At 62.0% G+C, this 18,111-nt stretch carries 18 protein-coding genes; 11 read left to right on the top strand and 7 right to left on the bottom strand.

Going from position 1 to position 18,111, the window contains the following annotated elements; translation table 11 throughout:
• Positions 1-82: 82 nt before the first annotated feature.
• The gene (locus RY831_RS05150) at positions 83-1,090 is read right to left on the bottom strand and encodes an MBL fold metallo-hydrolase (RefSeq protein WP_326505254.1); all 1,008 of its coding nucleotides are present in this window, start codon (positions 1,088-1,090) and stop codon (positions 83-85) included.
• Positions 1,091-1,430: 340 nt separating this feature from the next.
• On the opposite strand from RY831_RS05150, the gene RY831_RS05145 reads away from it, so the two are divergent.
• The gene (locus tag RY831_RS05145) at positions 1,431-1,613 is read left to right on the top strand and encodes a hypothetical protein (RefSeq protein WP_326505253.1); all 183 of its coding nucleotides are present in this window, start codon (positions 1,431-1,433) and stop codon (positions 1,611-1,613) included.
• Between the two features lie 108 nt (positions 1,614-1,721).
• Here RY831_RS05145 and RY831_RS05140 read toward each other — a convergent pair whose 3' ends face one another.
• Together RY831_RS05140 and RY831_RS05135 are read right to left on the bottom strand one after the other, a co-directional pair.
• Positions 1,722-1,925 carry a hypothetical protein gene (locus RY831_RS05140; protein WP_326505252.1) on the bottom strand — a complete coding sequence of 68 codons (204 nt, stop codon included), beginning with the start codon at positions 1,923-1,925 and terminating at the stop codon, positions 1,722-1,724.
• 41 nt (positions 1,926-1,966) lie between these two features.
• The gene (locus tag RY831_RS05135) at positions 1,967-2,143 is read right to left on the bottom strand and encodes a hypothetical protein (protein ID WP_326505251.1); all 177 of its coding nucleotides are present in this window, start codon (positions 2,141-2,143) and stop codon (positions 1,967-1,969) included.
• Positions 2,144-2,395: 252 nt separating this feature from the next.
• Here RY831_RS05135 and RY831_RS05130 point away from each other — a divergent pair, with 252 nt between their 5' ends.
• Positions 2,396-2,605, top strand: a complete 210-nt coding sequence (locus RY831_RS05130; protein ID WP_326505250.1) for a hypothetical protein — start codon at positions 2,396-2,398, stop codon at positions 2,603-2,605.
• 51 nt (positions 2,606-2,656) lie between these two features.
• On the opposite strand, the gene RY831_RS05125 is transcribed toward RY831_RS05130, so the two are convergent.
• Entirely contained in the window at positions 2,657-2,869 is a 213-nt protein-coding gene (locus RY831_RS05125) for a hypothetical protein (RefSeq protein ID WP_326505249.1), read from the bottom strand.
• Between the two features lie 650 nt (positions 2,870-3,519).
• Between RY831_RS05125 and RY831_RS05120 the strand changes: the two genes are divergently transcribed.
• The 6 genes from RY831_RS05120 (at position 3,520) to RY831_RS05095 (ending at position 10,168) form a co-directional block, all read left to right on the top strand.
• Positions 3,520-3,741, top strand: a complete 222-nt coding sequence (locus tag RY831_RS05120) for a hypothetical protein (protein WP_326505248.1) — start codon at positions 3,520-3,522, stop codon at positions 3,739-3,741.
• Between the two features lie 245 nt (positions 3,742-3,986).
• Positions 3,987-5,006 (top strand): 3-oxoacyl-[acyl-carrier-protein] synthase III C-terminal domain-containing protein, encoded by a 1,020-nt coding sequence (locus RY831_RS05115; protein ID WP_326505247.1) that lies wholly within the window; start codon positions 3,987-3,989, stop codon positions 5,004-5,006.
• A 17-nt stretch (positions 5,007-5,023) separates the two neighbouring features.
• The gene (locus RY831_RS05110; protein ID WP_326505246.1) at positions 5,024-8,461 is read left to right on the top strand and encodes a class I adenylate-forming enzyme family protein; all 3,438 of its coding nucleotides are present in this window, start codon (positions 5,024-5,026) and stop codon (positions 8,459-8,461) included.
• Positions 8,455-9,498: an amidohydrolase family protein gene (locus RY831_RS05105; RefSeq protein ID WP_326505245.1), complete on the top strand. Its 1,044-nt coding sequence runs from the start codon at positions 8,455-8,457 to the stop codon at positions 9,496-9,498. The genes RY831_RS05110 and RY831_RS05105 overlap by 7 nt, the downstream gene beginning before the upstream one ends.
• Entirely contained in the window at positions 9,452-9,700 is a 249-nt protein-coding gene (locus RY831_RS05100; protein ID WP_326505244.1) for an acyl carrier protein, read from the top strand. Before RY831_RS05105 ends, RY831_RS05100 begins: the two co-directional genes overlap by 47 nt.
• Before the next feature lie 42 nt (positions 9,701-9,742).
• Positions 9,743-10,168: a GNAT family N-acetyltransferase gene (locus RY831_RS05095; protein WP_326505243.1), complete on the top strand. Its 426-nt coding sequence runs from the start codon at positions 9,743-9,745 to the stop codon at positions 10,166-10,168.
• A 70-nt stretch (positions 10,169-10,238) separates the two neighbouring features.
• Here the strand turns inward: RY831_RS05095 and RY831_RS05090 are convergent, their stop codons facing one another.
• Positions 10,239-11,462 carry a polysaccharide deacetylase family protein gene (locus tag RY831_RS05090; RefSeq protein WP_326505242.1) on the bottom strand — a complete coding sequence of 408 codons (1,224 nt, stop codon included), beginning with the start codon at positions 11,460-11,462 and terminating at the stop codon, positions 10,239-10,241.
• 220 nt (positions 11,463-11,682) lie between these two features.
• Here RY831_RS05090 and RY831_RS05085 point away from each other — a divergent pair, with 220 nt between their 5' ends.
• A complete protein-coding gene (locus RY831_RS05085) occupies positions 11,683-11,901 on the top strand; it encodes a hypothetical protein (protein WP_326505241.1) in 219 nt (72 codons plus the stop codon).
• Between the two features lie 7 nt (positions 11,902-11,908).
• Here the strand turns inward: RY831_RS05085 and RY831_RS05080 are convergent, their stop codons facing one another.
• Entirely contained in the window at positions 11,909-13,942 is a 2,034-nt protein-coding gene (locus RY831_RS05080) for a fused MFS/spermidine synthase (protein ID WP_326505240.1), read from the bottom strand.
• A gap of 293 nt (positions 13,943-14,235) precedes the next feature.
• On the opposite strand from RY831_RS05080, the gene RY831_RS05075 reads away from it, so the two are divergent.
• Positions 14,236-14,553, top strand: coding sequence for a hypothetical protein (locus RY831_RS05075; RefSeq protein ID WP_326505239.1), 318 nt, complete (start codon positions 14,236-14,238; stop codon positions 14,551-14,553).
• Between the two features lie 101 nt (positions 14,554-14,654).
• Complete coding sequence (locus RY831_RS05070) at positions 14,655-15,725, top strand: flavodoxin family protein (RefSeq protein WP_326505238.1); 1,071 nt, start codon at positions 14,655-14,657, stop codon at positions 15,723-15,725.
• Between the two features lie 39 nt (positions 15,726-15,764).
• Here RY831_RS05070 and RY831_RS05065 read toward each other — a convergent pair whose 3' ends face one another.
• Positions 15,765-18,086, bottom strand: a complete 2,322-nt coding sequence (locus tag RY831_RS05065; protein WP_326505237.1) for a S8 family serine peptidase — start codon at positions 18,084-18,086, stop codon at positions 15,765-15,767.
• Positions 18,087-18,111: the final 25 nt, after the last annotated feature.

Genomic DNA, 18,111 nt, shown 5'->3' with positions numbered 1-18,111 from the left:
AAGATGAGGAGGAATGGAGGCAATAAAAACGTGCGGGGGCAGCCACCCGCACGGTTGAAGTTAAGGAATTACTGCTTTTGCATCACTTCTGCTGCAAAGGCGAATATTCGACCGGCACCCACGAGTAGCCCTTCCTTTCGGAACGCACATGGCCGATGCCGGGGAAAGGCAGGTGCGCGCCTGCGACCCAGAGCTTCTTCTTCGCGGCCTGGGCGAGCAGAGACTTGCGGGTCGCAATCGCCTTCTTGCTGTCGACGTCGAATTCGATCGCGACTTCCGGCCGGACGAACTGCACCGCATGGCTGTGCACGATGTCGCCCCAGACCAGCAACTGGTCTTCGCCTTCTCCGGGGCCGAACATGTAGCCGGCGTGCCCGGGAGTGTGTCCCTGCGCCGGGACCGAGACCACGCCCGGCAGGATGGTGTCGCCAGGATTGAATTGCTTGAACTTGCCGGCGGCGACATAGGGTTCTATCGCATCCTGCGCCATCTTGAAGAAAGGCTGCACTTCCTTCGGCGCCTTGGCTGCGTTGTCCTTGCCCAGCCAGAACGCGGCTTCATCCTCGGCCGCATAGATCGTGGCATTGGGAAAGGCTGGCCTGCCTTCGGCGGCCAGCAGGCCACAGGCATGGTCGCCGTGCAGATGGGTGAGCAGAACGGTGTCGACTTGCGCCTTGTCGTAACCGGCCGCGCGCAGATTGTCTGGAATGACGCCGAGCGTCGGGCCGAAGCATCGAGCCGCACCGGTATCGACCAGGATGAGATTCTTGCCGGTGTTGATCAGGAAAGCATTGACCGCCGTCTGCACGCCATTGCCCGAGGCGACGAACATGCGGGCAAGCAGGCTCTGGATATCATTGGCGCTGGCGCCTTTGAGCAGCTTGGTATCGAGTGCGACATAGCCGTCGTAGAGGGCGGTGACTTCGATGTCGCCGATATTGATCCGGTAATAGCCAGGCACTTGCGTCGTCTGCTTGGCAGGAGGCGCAGCAAGCGCATCGGCGGGCAGGACCCCGCTCAAGGCCGCCGCGCCGGCAAACAATGCAGACAGCAGCCACTGCCGCCCCGTCTTCGATCTGAATCTTGCCATGGGCATTTCCTATCGCTTCCTATCAATTGAACAAGATTGTCGATCATAGCGTAAATCGACGATGAAAACCTTGCTTGCCGCCCGTCAGTCCTGACCTCGTTCCTCATGATCGAAATCGCCACGTTGCATCGCAAGGTGGCCGACAGAAAACCGACGGGGCATGCAACTTTTAACGCAATTGCCATCCAATCCATAAGGTCGCGGTCCGGAGCATGCTGAATAATTTTGCAACGCAGGCCAGTCTTGCAGCCTCTGCCGATACAAAATAATTTATTGCATCTGAGAACCATTTCTGGAAAGCGGAAACTAAGAATTCTTTGGGACTGGGCAAGGTGATGTCATGCAAGATCGCAGAATGAATTCCGGCGGCACCGGCACTGCAGCGAGTGCTTTCACGCGGCTGATGGAGAAGCTGACTGGCAAGCCGGCAGCGGAGTTGCCGAAATCCGGCGATGACCCGGACTTCGGATCAAAGTCGATAGTCGATGTCACGGAAGCGCTGCTGCGCCAGCTCGACAAATAGGAAAGACCATTAAAAAGGCACCGACGCGCGGTGCCTTTTTTTCATGCTTGAAATTCGTGCAAGCCAAATTGCACGAATCGCAGGCCGCAATCGGCTCACTCGATGCTATCAGTGATGGCGTTCCTGCTTCTTGCCGCCGCCCGCGCCCTCATCGCTGCCGGCCTTGGTATGGCTCTTGGCATCATGGCTGGTCTGGTTGCTCTGATTGCTGCGTCCCGACTGGCCGTCGACGGACTTGACGTCGGCCTCGGTCACCGACTTCTTCGATTCCTGCGGCGTGTTGCTGGTATTTCCGGTGCTTGCATTCGTCATGATGAACCTCGATGGTTTGTGTCTGAAAATAAAGCTTCGAGTCATCGTAGACAGCCGCTTCTTGTCAAAGATTCAGCGTGCATGCAAAAAAGCTGCAGGCAAATGCCCGAACCGGCGCCCCTCTGATCTTGCAGCGAAACAATCAGGTCTGGAATGTCGCCGCTGCGAAATCTTTCATAAGCCTGCTTGGCCAGTTCGGTATTGTCCCTCTCGCGCATGATGGCCTCCTGTCGTCCGGATCGCGTTGGCACCCGGATGTAGCATAGGCCGACAAATCAAACATGCGATGGAGAGCGGCAGTCGCTGCCGTACGGATCCACATCCTTCGGCATCCCGATCTGCGTTCGGAACGACATTCAAAAACTTTCATCGCAATGAAAATAAGCAGGAACCGGCTTGCCCGCTGCGCTACACATATAAGCACATCGTTGTGCAGCATTTAACTAGCCATTAATTTAAAGGAGCATGTTATGGGTATCCCACCAGTTGCCGCTTCAGGAGCTGACGCCTATCGCAAGGTAAACAACGACGACGAAAACGGAGGCTGCGGCAAGTCGGCGGCCCCGCCGGATAGCAAAGGCGGCGTTAATGATCCGTTCGACGAGGAGATAAAAAAGCTTCCCGATGGTCCATTGAGAAATGAACTTATTTTCCTTAGGAATAGTGCTGGAGGAGTCTAAACGACTCTCGATGCATGCCTGCCTGTTCCGGCATGCCATCATTGGTAGCAGTTAATGATGGCGCTCTTGCTTCTTGCCGCCGCCCGTGCCCTGATCGCTGCCGACCTTGGTATGGCTCTTGGCATCATGGCTGCTCTGGCTGCTCTGGCTGCTCTGATTGCTGCGTCCCGACTGGCCGTCGACAGATTTGACGTCGGCCTCGGTCACCGGCTTCTTCGATTCCTGCGGCGTGCTGCCGGTATTTCCGGTGCTTGCATTCGTCATGATGAACCTCGATGGTCTTTGTCTGAAAATAAAGCATTGAGTCATCGTAGCCAGCCGCTACTTCTCAAAGATTTAGCGCGCCCTTAATAAGCCGGCGGGAATGCAACAACCGACGTCCCGCACAACAGGCATCCTTCCGATCTGCGACCTCGGGTCAGGCCGATAGGCTGGTAGCGGCATCGGTGAATTCCCGCAAACGCGCGACCTTTCATGGTTAATCACGAAGCTCCCGGCCCAGGTGTTTTCAGATACGCCATTGGCATTATTGATGCTCCAGCCCGTATACCTGAGGGCTAGAAACTCAACGGATGCTGCGATTTGCCGAACTGACCGGCCATAGCCGCTATGGCAGATATATCGCTCAGGCTCACCTGGAGCGAACCGTCCATTAATTCCCCAACGATCGACCAGAGCTCCTCGATTATGCGATCGGTCGCTTTAACATACGTCCGGCGCGGTTTCGCCCTTGTCGGAACCCACTCTCAATAAAGCGAGCACGAAGGCAGTGCATGCTGGCCGGCCTATAAGAAGGCATTGAAATAGTTTTGTCGAATTAACAGTAAGCGGGAACTCCCTCTCCCTCTTGCTCCACCCATAGAAGCACATTGTTGTGCAACATTCAACTGAATATTTAATTAGAGGAGCAAATTATGGGTACACCATCAGTCAACAACAAATCGGGCAGCAACTACACCCCGCCGCCCGAGGGAGAAAAAGGCGGTTGCAGCAAGAAGGCCGGTGGCGAGAAAGGTGGAGAAAAAGGTATGCCGGATCCGGAACAGATGAAGAATATGCCGCCCGATTTGCTTCAACAATTCATGGAACTGTTGAACCAGATTCAGTCGAGCCAGAATCAGAATGTCCCTATTTAAGCAACGCCTGATTTACTGAGATCAGGAAGCGGCATTCAGCTTTTCCGCCACGCGACGGATCTTTAAACAGTAAGTTGGGCGAATGCATATTCGCCTGACAAAAGGCTGTCGCGCGATTGGGAAAGCCCGATCCGATATAACAATCATTAACTGATTGGAGGAGGGAATGCCGGATCCGATATTCCCTCCGCATGAAAGCCGCACTTCAGCGCCCTTCATGCTTTTCAATAAGAGACGGAGAAACAATGCAGGACAAAGAGAGCAGCACAATTTCCCTGACCGGCCCTGCAATCGGCCTGCGGGGCATCGCCTATTACGTGGGGGACAGTGTGCCGATCGAGGAACTATCCTGCATGGCAAACGACGCCGCTTTGCTTGAACGCTTCAAAGCTGCGTACTTCTGTAATTTTTCCCGGTCCAATATTTCATTGCCGGAGCAAGCCGTGCTGTCCGCGCAGGCGACGCTTCGCAAATGCGGCATGCAGGCCGGCGATATCGACGCCGTCGTCATTGGATTCTCCGAACTGCGCGAATGGACCGCATACCCCGAACAGCTGACTTCCGTCATCCTCGAGGGACTGGGCATGAACAATATTCCCGTCGTCGGCGTGACCTTGGCCGGATGCGCCAATGTGACAAGCGCTCTCAGGATCGCGCGCAACATGGTGATCGTCGACGGTTACCGCAATGTTCTCGTGGTTGAAACCAATCTACTGCGCAACGACAGCCGAAGACTGTCGGGGGCGGCGCCCGGGCAAACGCCGGACAATGTCTTCGGAGACGGCGCCGTGAGCTTCGTCGTCACCAGCGACATCGACACTGCCGATTTCGATCTGCTGGCGATGGACCAGATTGTCTCCTTTCCCGAGGGCGACAATATCACGATGCAGCAGGAAATCGCAACGAGCACGGCCGCAAGCCTACGCGTCATCAAGCGCGCCATCGCGCATGCCGGCTTGGCGTGGGAGCAGATCAACTGCGTCCTGCTCAACAACTTGAACGTCGTGATGATGGCCGGCCTGCTACGCCTGTACGGCTTCACGAAGACGGATTTCTACATCGATAACATCTTGCGCTACGGGCATGTATGGAGTGCCGACGGCTTCATCAATCTGCATGATTATTGCGAGAAGAAAGCGCCGGCAGCGGGCACGCACTTCCTGTTAATAGGCCATGGCAGCACCTATTACTCCGCGACGATTTGCCGGAAGCGGGATCGCGTCCACGGCGCCGAACAGCCTGGTGTTAAAGCAATCAACGAGTAGACTCGAAAGGAAGAGCCATGCATTCCACACTAGGGCAAGACCTGCCCAAAGCGGGATTTCAGTTCATTCTCGACGACATCGTCGATCGGCTCCGGCATGGCACCAGCCTGCAGGAAGCTATCGGCGACATCGTGACGCTTGGCGGCCGCGTGGATCTTCAGCACGGACTGGAATCGCTCATGCCGCATCAGGCCGCGCTGCTGGAAATCGCACCCGATCTGCCCCTGCATACGGTTGGAGAGCCCGGCGGGAACGAGAAGGGTAAAGCGTACGCACTCGGTATATGGAGCCATGGACGCCTCTGGCTGAGCGATGCCGCACCCGACGATCCGGAATGCCGCCTGATCGGGTTCGTATACGTCGCGCCCGCATTGGACGCGGCTGTTGCCGCGCGCGCGGCTGAACTGCGGCATGTCCTGCATGGCAAGGACGCGGAAATGGAGTCCTTCTTCGCGCAATGCGATGACGAGGCCTTGCGCGCCTGCCTGCATGAAGTGCATGAAGCCGTGGACCACACCGATCCGGTGCTGCTCTACATCGGCGACAAGACCATCACCAACTTCGGCAAGTACAACAACCTGCAGGCACGCAATGGCGCTAGCCTGCCGGAGAGTTTCTTCCATCGCGCCGCGCGCATGCGCCTGGCAGACTGGACCGAGGAGGAACGCATTCTCGTGTTCTGTCTCTACTGGCTGCGCGCCGCCGGCTGCCGAGGCGAGGAATTCAACGCACGCCAGCTGAGCCCGGCTACCCTCGACGCGTATTTCGAACAGCGTCTGCGCGACTACCGCGAACGGGCGCCCTGGCTCGCCGTCGAAGAGACGCTGTCCATCGCCGGCAAGGCACGACTGCTGGCCCGCTACCGCGGCGATACCGCCGGCGAACTGCTGACCTACCGATGGGTCAATGGCCTCACTTTCTACAAAGAGGAACGGCTGATAGAACGCAAGGCATTGCGCGCCGATGTCAGACTGATGCCCGAAAACCTGAGGAGGCACCTTTCCGCGGCCTGGGGTATCGATGCGGACATCCATGCCAATCCGGAGCGGTTGTTCGCCGCCTGCGTCGCGCGCATGGCGGAAAAGGATTTCGCCTGCGACGAGCCGGGCATGCATGCGTTTGAAAAGCTGCTGCAGGTGATCGTTGACTGCGCGATCGATGCTACCGGCAGCGATGTCGGACTGACACGCGGTTTCCGCGACACGCTTCGCTGGCAGCAGGCATTCGCCGCGCAGTCCTATGAGGAGATCTGCAACTGGTCGCCCGCCGAGCACTACTGCGCGGTGTTCCCGAGCAAGGCGCTGCTGGCGCGCCTGCGCCACAAGCCGGACATGCTGATCAAGATGCTGTACGCGTGTTCGGGACGGATGCAGTTCAACAGCTGGCACTACACCCCGGGGCATTGCCCGCGTGCCAGCGTGCCGCCGGACAGGCATTTCTACCTGCCGCCGCGCATGCCGGATACGGCAATCTGGTCCGACCAGCATCACGCCGGACATGTGCATGCGCAAGTGCGCAACACCATACGCTGTCCGGAACCCATTCTGATGAACGGCCGGGTCTATCCGGGCCTGGTCGACCTGCGCCTGTTCCGCCAGAACGGACATGCGTACACCGACGAAGAGCTGTTCCTGGCATTGCGCTACTCGGAATACGTGCGGGCCGCCTGCCAGGCATTCGCGGACCATCAGTTGCGGACCGGGCGCGCGGTACCCGTCACGGCCTTCGGCAAGGAGTGGTTCCGAGAATACTTTACGGCGTTGTGTTCGGCGCCCGCTCCGGCGGCGTCAGGGGCGTCAGGTACATCCGGTACTTCAGGTGCATCTGATGCAACCGCAGCACAGGGCGAAGCAAACAGGCCGCTGTCCGAACTGTTCCGCATCCTGTGCCGCCACGCCCAGGCGGAAAAGATGGCCCTCATCGAAGCGCGGCACGGCCTGCCGGAACGGCAGCTCTCCTACCGTGAACTGATATCGAGAGCGCTCGACCTGCGCGCGGCGCTGGCGCGCCATCATCTTGCGCCCGATGCCTGCGTCACCCTGTGGTCGCAGCGTCCGCTGCACCAGGCGGTTGCCATCCTTGCCGGGCTGTCCAACGGCGTGACCATACATCCAGTGAATCCGGCCTTGTCGGCAAGCATGCTGGAAGGCCAGCTGCGCCATGCGCGCCCGGCCTTGCTGATCATCGATGATGATGCCGCCCTGCCCGACGGCCTGGAGCCGGATGCCATCAAGGAAACGGCCTGCTTGCGCTGGAGCGCGGTATTCAACCAATCCGGCATGGCCGACGCCGGCACCGTGGCGGCGGCGCTCGCCGAGGTCGGCGGCGGCGCGGACGAACAGGCCGGCCTGCTGATCTACACCTCGGGGACGACGGGCGAGCCGAAAGGAGTACGGCTAGGCTGGCAGGCAATCGCGGCCAACGTCCGCCATGCGATCAATGCGATCGGCTATGAGCCGGGATGGGTGGCCGGCAGCCTGCTGCCACGCTTCCATACCTTCACCCTGATCAGCGACCTGCTTCCCGCCTTGCTGCTTGGCGGGCGCGCCGTGCTGGTCGATTCCTTCGACCTGCAAAGGCTCAAGCCCATCGTGGAGGCATTCCAGCGCCACGGCGTCCAGTCCTACAGCGCGGCGCCCGTCGTGCTCGAAGCCTGCTGCGCGCTGCGCGCCTGGCGCGATGTGCCCAGCCTGCGGTTCGCGGTGGCTGGAGCGGCACCGCTCAAGGAAAGCACGCGCGTTGCCTATGCCGAACTGTTCGGCCACCCCATCGTGCCCTGCTATGGCTTGACCGAGACCACCTGTTTCGCAGCGATTTCGCCGCGCGCGGCGGTGCGCGCCGGCGCGGTCGGTTTCCCCGCCGGGATCGAGGTGTGCGTGCTGGATGAGCATGGCGGGCAGCTTGCGCCCGGCGTAACCGGCGAGCTGGCAATGCGCGGTCCGTCCGTCATCCGCAACAGCTATTTCCGTGACCATGAAGGCCGCTTCGCCGGCAGCTTTCACGGCGATGGCTGGTTTCTCAGCGGCGATATCGGCCATCTCGACGCCGACGGCTACATCTACGTGACGGGACGCAAGAAGAACATGGTGATACGCGGCGGCGAAAAAATCTACCTGGACGATCTCGACCGCTGCCTGTTCGATGCCCCCGGCGTGGTCGACTGCGCCAGCATCGTGCAGTGCCGGCCGGGCCAGCCGGATATCGCCTGCACCTTCATCGTCACCGCCGACCAGCGGCCGATGGAGCGCTCGCGGATCGAGGCCGCCGTGCTCGCGCAGCTGACGCCGCGCCACATGCCCGACCGCATTTTCTTCGTTGACCGCGTGCCGCGCACGCCGTCCGGCAAGGCATCGCACCGCGACCTGCTCGCGCTTGCCGCGAATGCCGATGCTGCCGGTGCTGCCGGGGCCGTCAACGCCGCAAACACAAGTGTCCGGGAGGCCACGGCATGCTGATCATCGACAGCCATGCGCATGCGGCGATGGAGGAAGTCCTGCCGGTGCGCTTCTTCGATGGCTGGGTGGATAACCTGGAACGCCTGCTTCCGCCAGGTGCGCCGCCATCGCAGCGGGATGCGCTCACTGCGATGTTCCGGCGACTGAACCAGGACCCGCACTGCGACAAGCTGATCGCGGAAATGGATCGCGCCGGCATCGCCAGGACTGTGCTGCTGATCGTCGACTTCGCATTCGCCTACCTGGATCAGCCCGATCTGCTGCACAAGGTCTATGCGATCCATCGCGAGCTGATGCAAAGGCATCCGGGGCGCTTCATTGTGTTCGCCGGCATCGATCCGCGCCGGGGCCCGGCCGGGCAGGAACTGGTGGAACAGGCGCTGCGCGACTGGGGTTTCCGCGGCCTGAAAATCTATCCGCCCTGCGGCTATTCGCCCGATGCCGAGGAGCTGTATCCCTACTACGGGCTATGCGAAAAGTACCGCGTTCCGGTGCTGTCGCACATCGGCCCGACTTCGCCCTCCCTTTCCTTCCGTTACACCCGTCCGGGCGATATCGAGGATGCCGCATTCCGTTTCCCGAAGGTGAATTTCATCCTCGGACATGCGGGCGTGGTCTGGCGCCAGGAAGCGGGCATGCTGGCTGCGTTCCGGCCCAATGTGTACATGGATCTGTCGGGTTTTCAGCCCGACTGGCGGCGCGGCGGCCTGGACTCGATCCTGCTGGAGCACAAGCGCAACGGCTTGCTCCGCAAGCTCCTCTTCGGCACCGACTGGCCTATCCATCGCATTCAAGGCGGCCAGAAGCAATGGGTGGACGCCTTCATCGATTGCGCCGCGCGCGGCATTCTGACCGATGAAGAACTCGGATGGATTTTTTACGATAACGCCGCCCAGATCCTGGGAGAGCCGTCCCGCGTCAGCCTGGCCGCCGGCGCTTGCACAAACGACAGCAGCAAATCACAACAGCAAATGGAAAAGGAGATTCAACATGACCATCACCATCGACATCGACACCGAGCAGCAGAGCGTTCTTGACATCGTCGCGCGTGCCGCGCAGCGTCCTGCCGGCACCCTGAAACCAGATGACCTCCTGACCGATCTCGGCATCGATTCACTTGCGTTCATCATGCTGGTGCTCGATATCGAGCAGGCGCTGGGACGATCGGCGTTCAATATGGAAACGGTCGGAAATCTGCGCACGGTCGGCGATCTGCTTGCGCCGCTGAATTCGCGATGAACCGCGCGGCGCCAACGCTTATTGTCCTTTGAAGGAGACACCATGCATGACATTCGACTTGCCATGACCGATGCCGAAATTGCAGCGACATTCGGCGTCATGGCGCAGCTGCGCACCCACCTCAAGGAAGCCGAGTATGTCGCACTGATCCAGCATCAGGCTAAGGAATCCGGCTATTGCCTGGCTTGCCTTCACGACGGCGACAGGGTTTGCGCCGTGGCGGGATTCCGCATTAGCCATTCGCTGGCCTGGGGCCGGCATGTCTATATCGACGACCTGATCTCGGATGCCGGCATGCGTTCCCTCGGCTACGGCGAAGCGCTTGTCGACTGGGTCGCCGCGTTCGGCAAGGCGCATGGATGCGCCGAGCTTCATCTGGATTCGGGCGTGCAGCGACACGGCGCGCATCGCTTCTATCTGCGCAACAGGATGGACATCACCTGCTATCACTTCAAGCTGATCCTGTAATGCGCATTCGGGCTCCTTGCCCGGAACTCCGCCGGCACGCCTGAATCCGGTGTTTGCCTTCCACGAATTTCTAGCTTGCCCCGCTAGGCGCCGGTATCAGTTCGACCGATACCGTCTCCCCCGGACGTGCATTGAAATATGCGATGCTGCCCTGAATGACGACCGGCAGTTCGCTGCCATCGGCACCGCGCGCCCGCAGCTTGCAGCCTTCCTTCATTGCGGTGACCGGCAGCGTCACCGTGAGGGGCGCGGTGCAGACGGCGGCATTGTAAGTGCCGGCCAGGCGCACGCTGGCCTTGTTGGCCGACAGGATCTGCGCTTCCGGCCTGACCGTGTCGCGGCACAGGCGATAGCGCGACACGTTGGCAAAGGTATCGCTCCACAGCCGCGGCGCATGTGTCGCCGCATGCGCGAGATGCTGCTGAATGAAACCGGTGGTCACCGGGCTCCAGCCGTCGCCGTCGATGCCGTGTCCGCCGGCCACAAACCAGCCGCCCGCCTGCACTGCTTCATCGAGTTGCCGGTTCACCGTGCGCAGGGTCCCGGCCAGGTCGGTGCCGCGGTCCGTATCGAAGTAGGCGAATCGGTAGCTGTCCTCGCCGTTGGCCGTCTTGCGCACCGCCATGTGGCTTTGCTCCGCCAGCGCCATCGCCCTGGCGGTGGAAAGATGATAAGGGAAGGCGAAAGTCAGCGGACGGACGCCGACCTTCTGTTCGATCAGGCGCTGCGATTGCACGATTTCCGATTCCAGCATCTGCTCGGTCATCGGGGCAGCGGTGAAGTTCGGATGGGTCATGGAGTGGTTGCCGATTTCATGTCCCCGGCGCGACAGGTCTTGCCAGATTCCCCAGTCGGTGGCCGCCACCAGACCGGGGATGATATAGAACGTTGCCCGTACGCCGGCCTGCTCGAACAGCGAAGCGATGGCGGGGCTGCTGGCATAGCCGTCGTCGAAGGTGTACGAGGCTGCCGCCTGCCTGTTGTCCTTGTAGCGGGCCACTTTCACCGCAGTGAAATCCAGGCAGCGGCTGAGGTCGACGCAATTTGCGTTGGGGGTTCCCGTGCCGCCTGTGCTCCCTGTGCCGCCTGTGCCGCCTGTGCCGCCTGTGCTCCCCGTGCTCCCCGTGCTCCCTGTATTGCCTGTATTGCCTGCCTGCGCGCTGCCGTTGCCATTTCCATTACTGGCGCCGCCCGAACCTGCACCGGGAAGCACGCTGCTGCCGGTACCGGCGGTCGAAGCGACGATGCTGTCGCTTCCGCCCCCGCCGCCGCATCCCGCCAGACCCAGACTCATTCCCAACACCACCGCGGGCATAACACTTGCGCGAATCATAGTTCCCCCTGTATGTTCAAATGCGATGGGAGCCATGCTCCCGGGCGTTTATGAACACCATGATGCAAAAGAAGGAGTTCGCTACATATGATCCATATCGTTTATTCAATTGTCGTAGCGCAAGAATTCTGTGCGGTATGAATGTGCCGTCCGATTCATGTCAATGATTTCCCGAAGCCCCATGAGCCCTATCAAAACGTCCATCGCGGCCGCACTGCTCGCCGCTTGCGCGGGAGTTGCCGCCATGGCGTGGTCGGCGCCGGCCGCGTGGCACAAGTGGCGCAGCAAGACGGATGGCACGCAGATCTGCGCGCAGACGCCTCCAGGCAGCGGCTGGGAACAGGCAGACGGTCCCTACAAGGATGCCCGCTGCACCGTTCCCGGCAAGCCGGGATCCTGAGATACGCTTACTTGAGTACCTGGAACAGGTTGTTGAAGTCGTCGGTCCAGGGCCGCAGGCCGGGAATGGAGGGAATAGGCAGGCTCGCCCTGCTCAGCGCCGGCTTCCGCAGTGCGGCCGGATCCTGCGACACCAGCACCCAATCGGTCTTGTGGAGGGTGCTGCGCATGCCGTCGTCATGGATCAGCACCGAAACCAGGCCTTGCTCATCGGCCAGCTGGCGCACGATGGGGGCCAGCTGCAGGTAGCGGTTGGTGACATGGAAGGCGATGACGCCGCCCGGCCGCAGGTGGCGCAGATAGATCGCGATCGCCTCGCGCGTGAGCAGGTGCACCGGAATCGCATCGCCGGAGAAGGCATCGACGGCGAGCACGTCGAAGCGCTGCGGCGCTTCCTTTTCCAGCGCCAGCCGGGCGTCGGCCAGCACCGTCTCGATGCGCGCCGGACTATCGAGCAGGAAGCTGAAGTCGCGGCCGGCGATGTCGATCACCTGCGGATTGATTTCATAGAAGCGATAGACGTCGCCCGCGCGGCCGTACGCGGCGAGCGTGCCTGCGCCCATGCCGATCAGGCCGACCCTGCGCGGTCCGTCGCCGGCGTTGACGATGGCAAGTCCGATGCCGGAGTCGCGGCCGTAGTAGCTGGTCGGTTCGCGCCGGCGCTGCGGATCGAGATACTGTTCGCCGTGCCGGATTACGCCGTGATAAAGACCGCGCACATGGTTGCGCGGATCGCCCTGGCGAGTATCGGCCACGCGCAGGCTGCCATAGAAATTGCGCACCAGAACAAGCATGTCCTTGCGGTAGAGATTGATCTGGGCATGCACGAAATAGCCGCAGGCGACCGCCAGCAGCAGCATCGCGCCGGCCTGCAGCGGCTTGCGGCGAAAGACCCAGGCGGCGAGGCAGGCGACGATCACGAAACCGATGCCGAGTTCGAAATAGGCGGGCAGCACGCGCGGCGCCACGATGCTGACCGCGATGCCGCCGAGCGCGCCGCCCAGCGACAGCATCAGGTAGAAGCGCGTGAGATAGCGTCCCTTCGGACGCATCTGCGCCAGCTCGCCATGCAGCAGCATGCAGATCAGCAGCAACCCGATCGCGTACAGCGGCACCGCGACCTTGAGGTTGAGCCCGAGCGTTGCATGCTGCAAGGCATAGGCGCAGAAGGCGGTCACCAGCGCGGTGGGCGCCAGATAGATGGCGCGCCGGTACCAGCGGTCGCTTTCGAAGCACAGGATGAAGCTCAGCAGGTAGAGCGTGAGCGGCAGCAGCCACAGGAAAGGCACGGGCGCGATGTTCTGCGTGATGTGGCTGGTGACCGCGAGCAGCGTCCATGACCCCATCGCCGACAGCGCCAGCCAGGTCAGGTAGTCGCGCATGCGCGGCGGAGGGTCCGACGCCTCTCTGTCACTGCCGCTGGCGCCGCGTCCGGAAGGCTGCGACGGGATGGCGGTGCCGCGTGCGAAACGCAGGGCCGCCGCCGCACACAGCAGCACGAACAGCAGGTATAGCACCGACCACAGCCTGGCCTGCAGCAGCAGCGCGGCAGACGGTTCGATCAGGAAGGGATAGGACACCAGCGCCAGCAGCGATGCGAAGTTCGACAGCGCGTAGAAGCGATAGACCCTGGCGTCGGGCAGGGTGCGCGCGATCCATGACTGCACCAGCGGCCCGGTGGTCGACAGCAGGAAATACGGCAGGCCTATGGTCGCGCCAAGCAGCAGCAGGATGCGCAGCGCGGGATCTTGCGCCGATTCCGGTTTCCATGCGGGATCGGCGGCGATAGGAAGAAACAGCAGGCTGAGCGCGAGCAATGCGCCGTGGACCAATGCCTGCCGCCGGGGCACGAGGCGGCGCGCCATCCAGTCGGCATAGGCATAGCCGGCGAGCAGCACCACCTGGAAGAACACCATGCAGGTTGCCCATACGGCTGCGGAACCGCCGAACCATGGCAGAATCTGCTTGGAAATCAATGGCTGCACCAGGAACAGCAGGAAGGCGCTGCAGAAGATGGTGCCGGCAAACAGGACTGTCGTCATTGGCCTTCCAGGGAGGATGGAAATGCATGGAAATGCATGGAATCGCCGGTCGGCAAATCCGCTGAATAAACCCTGTTGAGACTTTCGAGGTTTCGGTGAGTTTGGGTTCTTGCACTGGATCAATCGGTCCGAAGTGAACCATTGCCGCACGCCACGGCTCCAACCGTAGCAATGCAAGATCGCTGGCAATGAATGACAATGATCGACAACGACGGCCGCCAGGCGAGCGGCTGCAGCTTCTCCTCCTGCCGTGGGACGAAGAGCTGCTTTCAAGGAGCAAGGAAGGAACAAGAATGAACCGTAAGCCCCGCTTCGGATTTTTCGCACGCGTGCTGACATGCGCGACGGCCTTCGCGGCCATGATGATCTACCTTGCGAGCAAGACCTTCCCCGGGCTTCCGCTGGTGCCTGTGCTGGCATGGGCGACAGCCTTCATCCTGCTGGCGGGCGTCGCCATTACGCTGGGCTTCTATGCAAACTACCGCTGGCACGCATGGTGCCTCAACCGCGGCGGCGCCGACCCGCAGTGGCTGTGGATGGGCGGCGAGGCACAGCGCGTGCATGTTGTACGGCGGGAAAACCGGCAGCGTCCCGTCAGGCGCAGGGATTGACACCCTGCAACAGCTGCCGCATCCGGGCTCCGCGCAGTCATGGCGGGGCGCGGTAAGGCGGCGCGGTCTTCGCCGTTCCGATCAACCACCTTTCCACTCCCATGACCAAACCCCGCACCGGGCAGGCGCCTGCCAAGCTGACACGCGACGAATTCCATATTCGCTTCCGCAATTCCTTCGTGGATCCGAGTTTCGAAGAGGCGGGCCAGGCGCTCGATCAGATCGAGCGGATTGCGTGGGAAAACTATCAGGGCAGCCGCAAGGCACCGGTGACTTCGAAGGCGGGACCGGGCTTCGCCGATCCCGACTATGACTTGTCTGTCGAATGGCGCGAGGCGCATGATCGGCTGCTGGCGGCCGAGGCAAGGCAGAAGGACCCGGCCACCCGTTCACGGGTGCTGCTCATCTGCGGCTCCGCCCGCAACGACGGCTCATGCCCCGGGGAAATCTCCAAGACCTTCCGCCTGACCGGCCTGGCGCGCGACGTGCTGGAAGCGCACGGCATCGAAGTCGACCTGCTCGATCTCAGCCTGCTGATATCCGACTACGACCGCCATATCCATCCATGCAAGGCCTGCGCCTCGACCGCCATGCCGCTGTGCCACTGGCCCTGCAGCTGTTATCCCAACCATGGCGAACGCCAGACCAACGACTGGATGAACGAGATCTATGAAAAATGGGTGTCCGCCCACGGCGTCATCATTCTCACGCCGGTCTACTGGTACCAGGTTCCCAGCGTGCTCAAGCAGATGATGGACCGCATGGTCTGCGCCGACGGCGGCAATCCCGACCCGACCAGCACCTCGGGCAAGAATGCGGAGAAGGCCAAGGCCATGGAGAACGAAGGCTGGCCGTATCCAAAGCATCTCGCCGGCCGGGCCTATGGCCTGGCGGTGCATGGCGATGTGGCCGGCATCGAGAGCGTACGCCGCAACCTGTCCGACTGGCTGGACTGGATGGGCTTGATCGATGCCGGCATGAAGTCGCGGCTGGACCGCTATATCGGCTACTACGAGCCGTATGCGCAAAGCCATGACACCCTGGACCACGATGTCGCGGTTCAGGAAGAAGTGCGCAATGTGGCCCGCGCCGTCGCGCAGGCCGTCGATGAATTGCGCAAGGGCACGCTGTCGGCGCCGGATGCGCGCCTCCAGCATCCGCGCGCGAAGTAAGCCGCGGTTGCGCTCATTCCTGGCGGTCGTTCGGCCCGGCTACCATCCCTGGCCGGTCATTCCTCCCGCCGACATCTGGAAGGGCATCATCGTGCCGGTGCCGGCGCCGATTCCGCCTGCTCCTCCGATCCCCGTTCCTTGCCGTCCGAAGTACATGCCGAAAGGATCGCTGGACATCACACCAAGTCCGTTGCCCTGGCTCTGCTGCGCCCACGATGAGGCGGACGGCCGGGCCAGTTGCGCCATCTGCGCCAGCCGGGACAATTGCGCAAGCTGCGCCAGCCGGGCTGCATCCGCATAGGCCGCGCCCAGCGGGAAGAAACCGGACTGCTGCGGCGCCATTCCGAATGGAGCCCCTGCCGCGCTCGCCGCGATACCCGACGACGCCCCGGCCGTTGCCTGCAGGCCGACCGCGGCCAGCACATCCGGCAGGCCGAAGCCGGTGCGGCTGGTATCCCCGAGATTGATCGGACGCGCGCTGGCCTTAATGACCTGAAACAGCCGCTCCACCCGCTCGGGGCCGCGCGCCTTGTACGCGGCCTGGAAGTCGGGGTGATGCGCCAGCACCAGGGCGGCCAGCCCGGTGATGTGCGGCGTCGCCATCGAGGTGCCGTCCCATGCCGCGAAATTGTTGGCCGGCACCGACGAAGTGATCGCCACCCCCGGCCCGCAGACGCCGATCTCGGGACCGTAACAGGAAAAGCGCGCGAAGAAGTAGCCATCGGCGTCAATCACGGGCGTGACCGCCTGGGTATGGTAGCTGTCGGACGGAAATTCATTGAGACGGCCGATCGCCGATACCGCCAGCACATTCGGCGAGGCGCCCGGATACTGTACCCTGCCGCCCGAATTGCCGGCGGCGACGATGCAGGCGATGCCCGCATTCTTGGCGCGCACGATCTGCTGCTCGAGCGCTTCCGACGGCGCGGCGCCGCCGAGGCTCAGGTTCACCACGTCGATCTGCTTCTCGATGCAATACTCGAGTGCATCGATCAACTGGCTGATCTGCCCGCCGGGAAACAGCTTGCAGACATGGATTTCCGCATCAGGAGCGAAGCCGCGAACGCCGAAGGCATTGTCGGCGCCGGCGATGATGCCGGCGCAATGCGAGCCATGCATCACGGTGTCGTCGCTCCAGCCGTTGGGATTGGTTTTCTTGTTGATGACATCGACGCCGAAGCGGATCTTTTTCAGGTCTTCATGCGTGGTCGCGGCGCCGGAGTCGATGATCGCAATCTTGATGCCCTGCCCGCGGAAATTGCCCGGCAGCTGGTCGAGCCGCATCGCCTTCTGCCCCCATCCCATCGACTGCTGCTGCGGAAAATTCGCCAGCGACGGCCAGTCCGACAGCGGCCGCAGGCCGATCAGATTGGCTTCATCCGGCGTGATGTCCGGTTGCTGCTGGTAGAAGGTCCAGTAATCGGATTTGGGCTTGACGTACAACGCGCGGATTGTCTGCGGCGTTTCCCCGAACATCGACAGTGTCACTTCGCCGCGATCATTGGTGACGCCGCTGACCGGCAGCATGCTGCCGAACAGGTAGACCTCGGCATCCTGCACCGGCGCATTGTCCTTGCCCAGCACCACGAACAGGGCCGACAGCACCGGCCCGGTGGCGGGCAGGGTGCCGGCGACCATCACCGGCGGCTGGTAGGCCACGTCGTGTAGCACCAGCGGCTGGTCGTGTTCCACCACCAGCCGGCCCTGGGCCTGCTGGTGCAGCATGCCGGCCTTCTGATGCGTCATGCGCGCCACCAGCACGCCCGGCACATCGCCCACGCCGTCGCCGAGCATGCCGACGATGTTCTTGGGGCCGACGGTATCGACGACTTCAATGTCGGGACTGGCGCGCAGCGTCTGTTCGATCTGCGAAAACTGCAAGGGACTCACGCCCATCGGCATCAAACCCGGCAGCCGCCGGCTGGTGATCAGAAACTGTCCCTTGCGTTCCGCGACATGGCGCCCGCCGTGGCGCGCCTGGGGCTCGCCGGCCTTTGCTGGCGCGCCATCCGGTGCGGCGGATGCTCCCGGTGAACCGGGCTGATTGGATTCGGTGGTCTTTGGCATTGCTTTTCCTTGAAATTCCGGACTGTCCGCGAACAGCGACAGCGGCCGGTCCGGTTCGATCATGAGTTGCCTGGAGGCGCGGAACCGCTGTTCGAGAGATTGCGCGGTTTCGCGCGGCATGGTGGCCACCGCGGTATGCGGCATTCCCGCCGGCCCGATGAGGTCGAGTATCGTGATATGAGGATCATCGGATACGCTTGCGAGAAACTCGGCAAGCCTGCCGGGTTCCGCCGCGCGGATGATATAGCGTTCCCGCTGCGGCCCCTGGCCCTGTTCACTGCAGTTCGATGCCATGCGTGCTGCCTCCCGGGAGGCATTC

This window comes from Noviherbaspirillum album (genome assembly GCF_035916955.1).
In the GTDB taxonomy this organism is placed as follows: Bacteria; Pseudomonadota; Gammaproteobacteria; order Burkholderiales; family Burkholderiaceae_D; genus Noviherbaspirillum; species Noviherbaspirillum album.
The sequence above is the reverse complement of the archived record's forward strand: the minus strand, read 5'-3'. Positions and strand labels throughout refer to the sequence as shown.

Coding starts and splice junctions, on each gene's coding strand:
- RY831_RS05150 (WP_326505254.1), bottom strand. CDS start 1,090: ATGGCAAGATTCAGATCGAAGACGGGGCGGCAGTGGCTGCTGTCTGCA.
- RY831_RS05145 (WP_326505253.1), top strand. CDS start 1,431: ATGCAAGATCGCAGAATGAATTCCGGCGGCACCGGCACTGCAGCGAGT.
- RY831_RS05140 (WP_326505252.1), bottom strand. CDS start 1,925: ATGACGAATGCAAGCACCGGAAATACCAGCAACACGCCGCAGGAATCG.
- RY831_RS05135 (WP_326505251.1), bottom strand. CDS start 2,143: ATGCGCGAGAGGGACAATACCGAACTGGCCAAGCAGGCTTATGAAAGA.
- RY831_RS05130 (WP_326505250.1), top strand. CDS start 2,396: ATGGGTATCCCACCAGTTGCCGCTTCAGGAGCTGACGCCTATCGCAAG.
- RY831_RS05125 (WP_326505249.1), bottom strand. CDS start 2,869: ATGACGAATGCAAGCACCGGAAATACCGGCAGCACGCCGCAGGAATCG.
- RY831_RS05120 (WP_326505248.1), top strand. CDS start 3,520: ATGGGTACACCATCAGTCAACAACAAATCGGGCAGCAACTACACCCCG.
- RY831_RS05115 (WP_326505247.1), top strand. CDS start 3,987: ATGCAGGACAAAGAGAGCAGCACAATTTCCCTGACCGGCCCTGCAATC.
- RY831_RS05110 (WP_326505246.1), top strand. CDS start 5,024: ATGCATTCCACACTAGGGCAAGACCTGCCCAAAGCGGGATTTCAGTTC.
- RY831_RS05105 (WP_326505245.1), top strand. CDS start 8,455: ATGCTGATCATCGACAGCCATGCGCATGCGGCGATGGAGGAAGTCCTG.
- RY831_RS05100 (WP_326505244.1), top strand. CDS start 9,452: ATGACCATCACCATCGACATCGACACCGAGCAGCAGAGCGTTCTTGAC.
- RY831_RS05095 (WP_326505243.1), top strand. CDS start 9,743: ATGCATGACATTCGACTTGCCATGACCGATGCCGAAATTGCAGCGACA.
- RY831_RS05090 (WP_326505242.1), bottom strand. CDS start 11,462: ATGAGTCTGGGTCTGGCGGGATGCGGCGGCGGGGGCGGAAGCGACAGC.
- RY831_RS05085 (WP_326505241.1), top strand. CDS start 11,683: ATGAGCCCTATCAAAACGTCCATCGCGGCCGCACTGCTCGCCGCTTGC.
- RY831_RS05080 (WP_326505240.1), bottom strand. CDS start 13,942: ATGACGACAGTCCTGTTTGCCGGCACCATCTTCTGCAGCGCCTTCCTG.
- RY831_RS05075 (WP_326505239.1), top strand. CDS start 14,236: ATGAACCGTAAGCCCCGCTTCGGATTTTTCGCACGCGTGCTGACATGC.
- RY831_RS05070 (WP_326505238.1), top strand. CDS start 14,655: ATGACCAAACCCCGCACCGGGCAGGCGCCTGCCAAGCTGACACGCGAC.
- RY831_RS05065 (WP_326505237.1), bottom strand. CDS start 18,086: ATGGCATCGAACTGCAGTGAACAGGGCCAGGGGCCGCAGCGGGAACGC.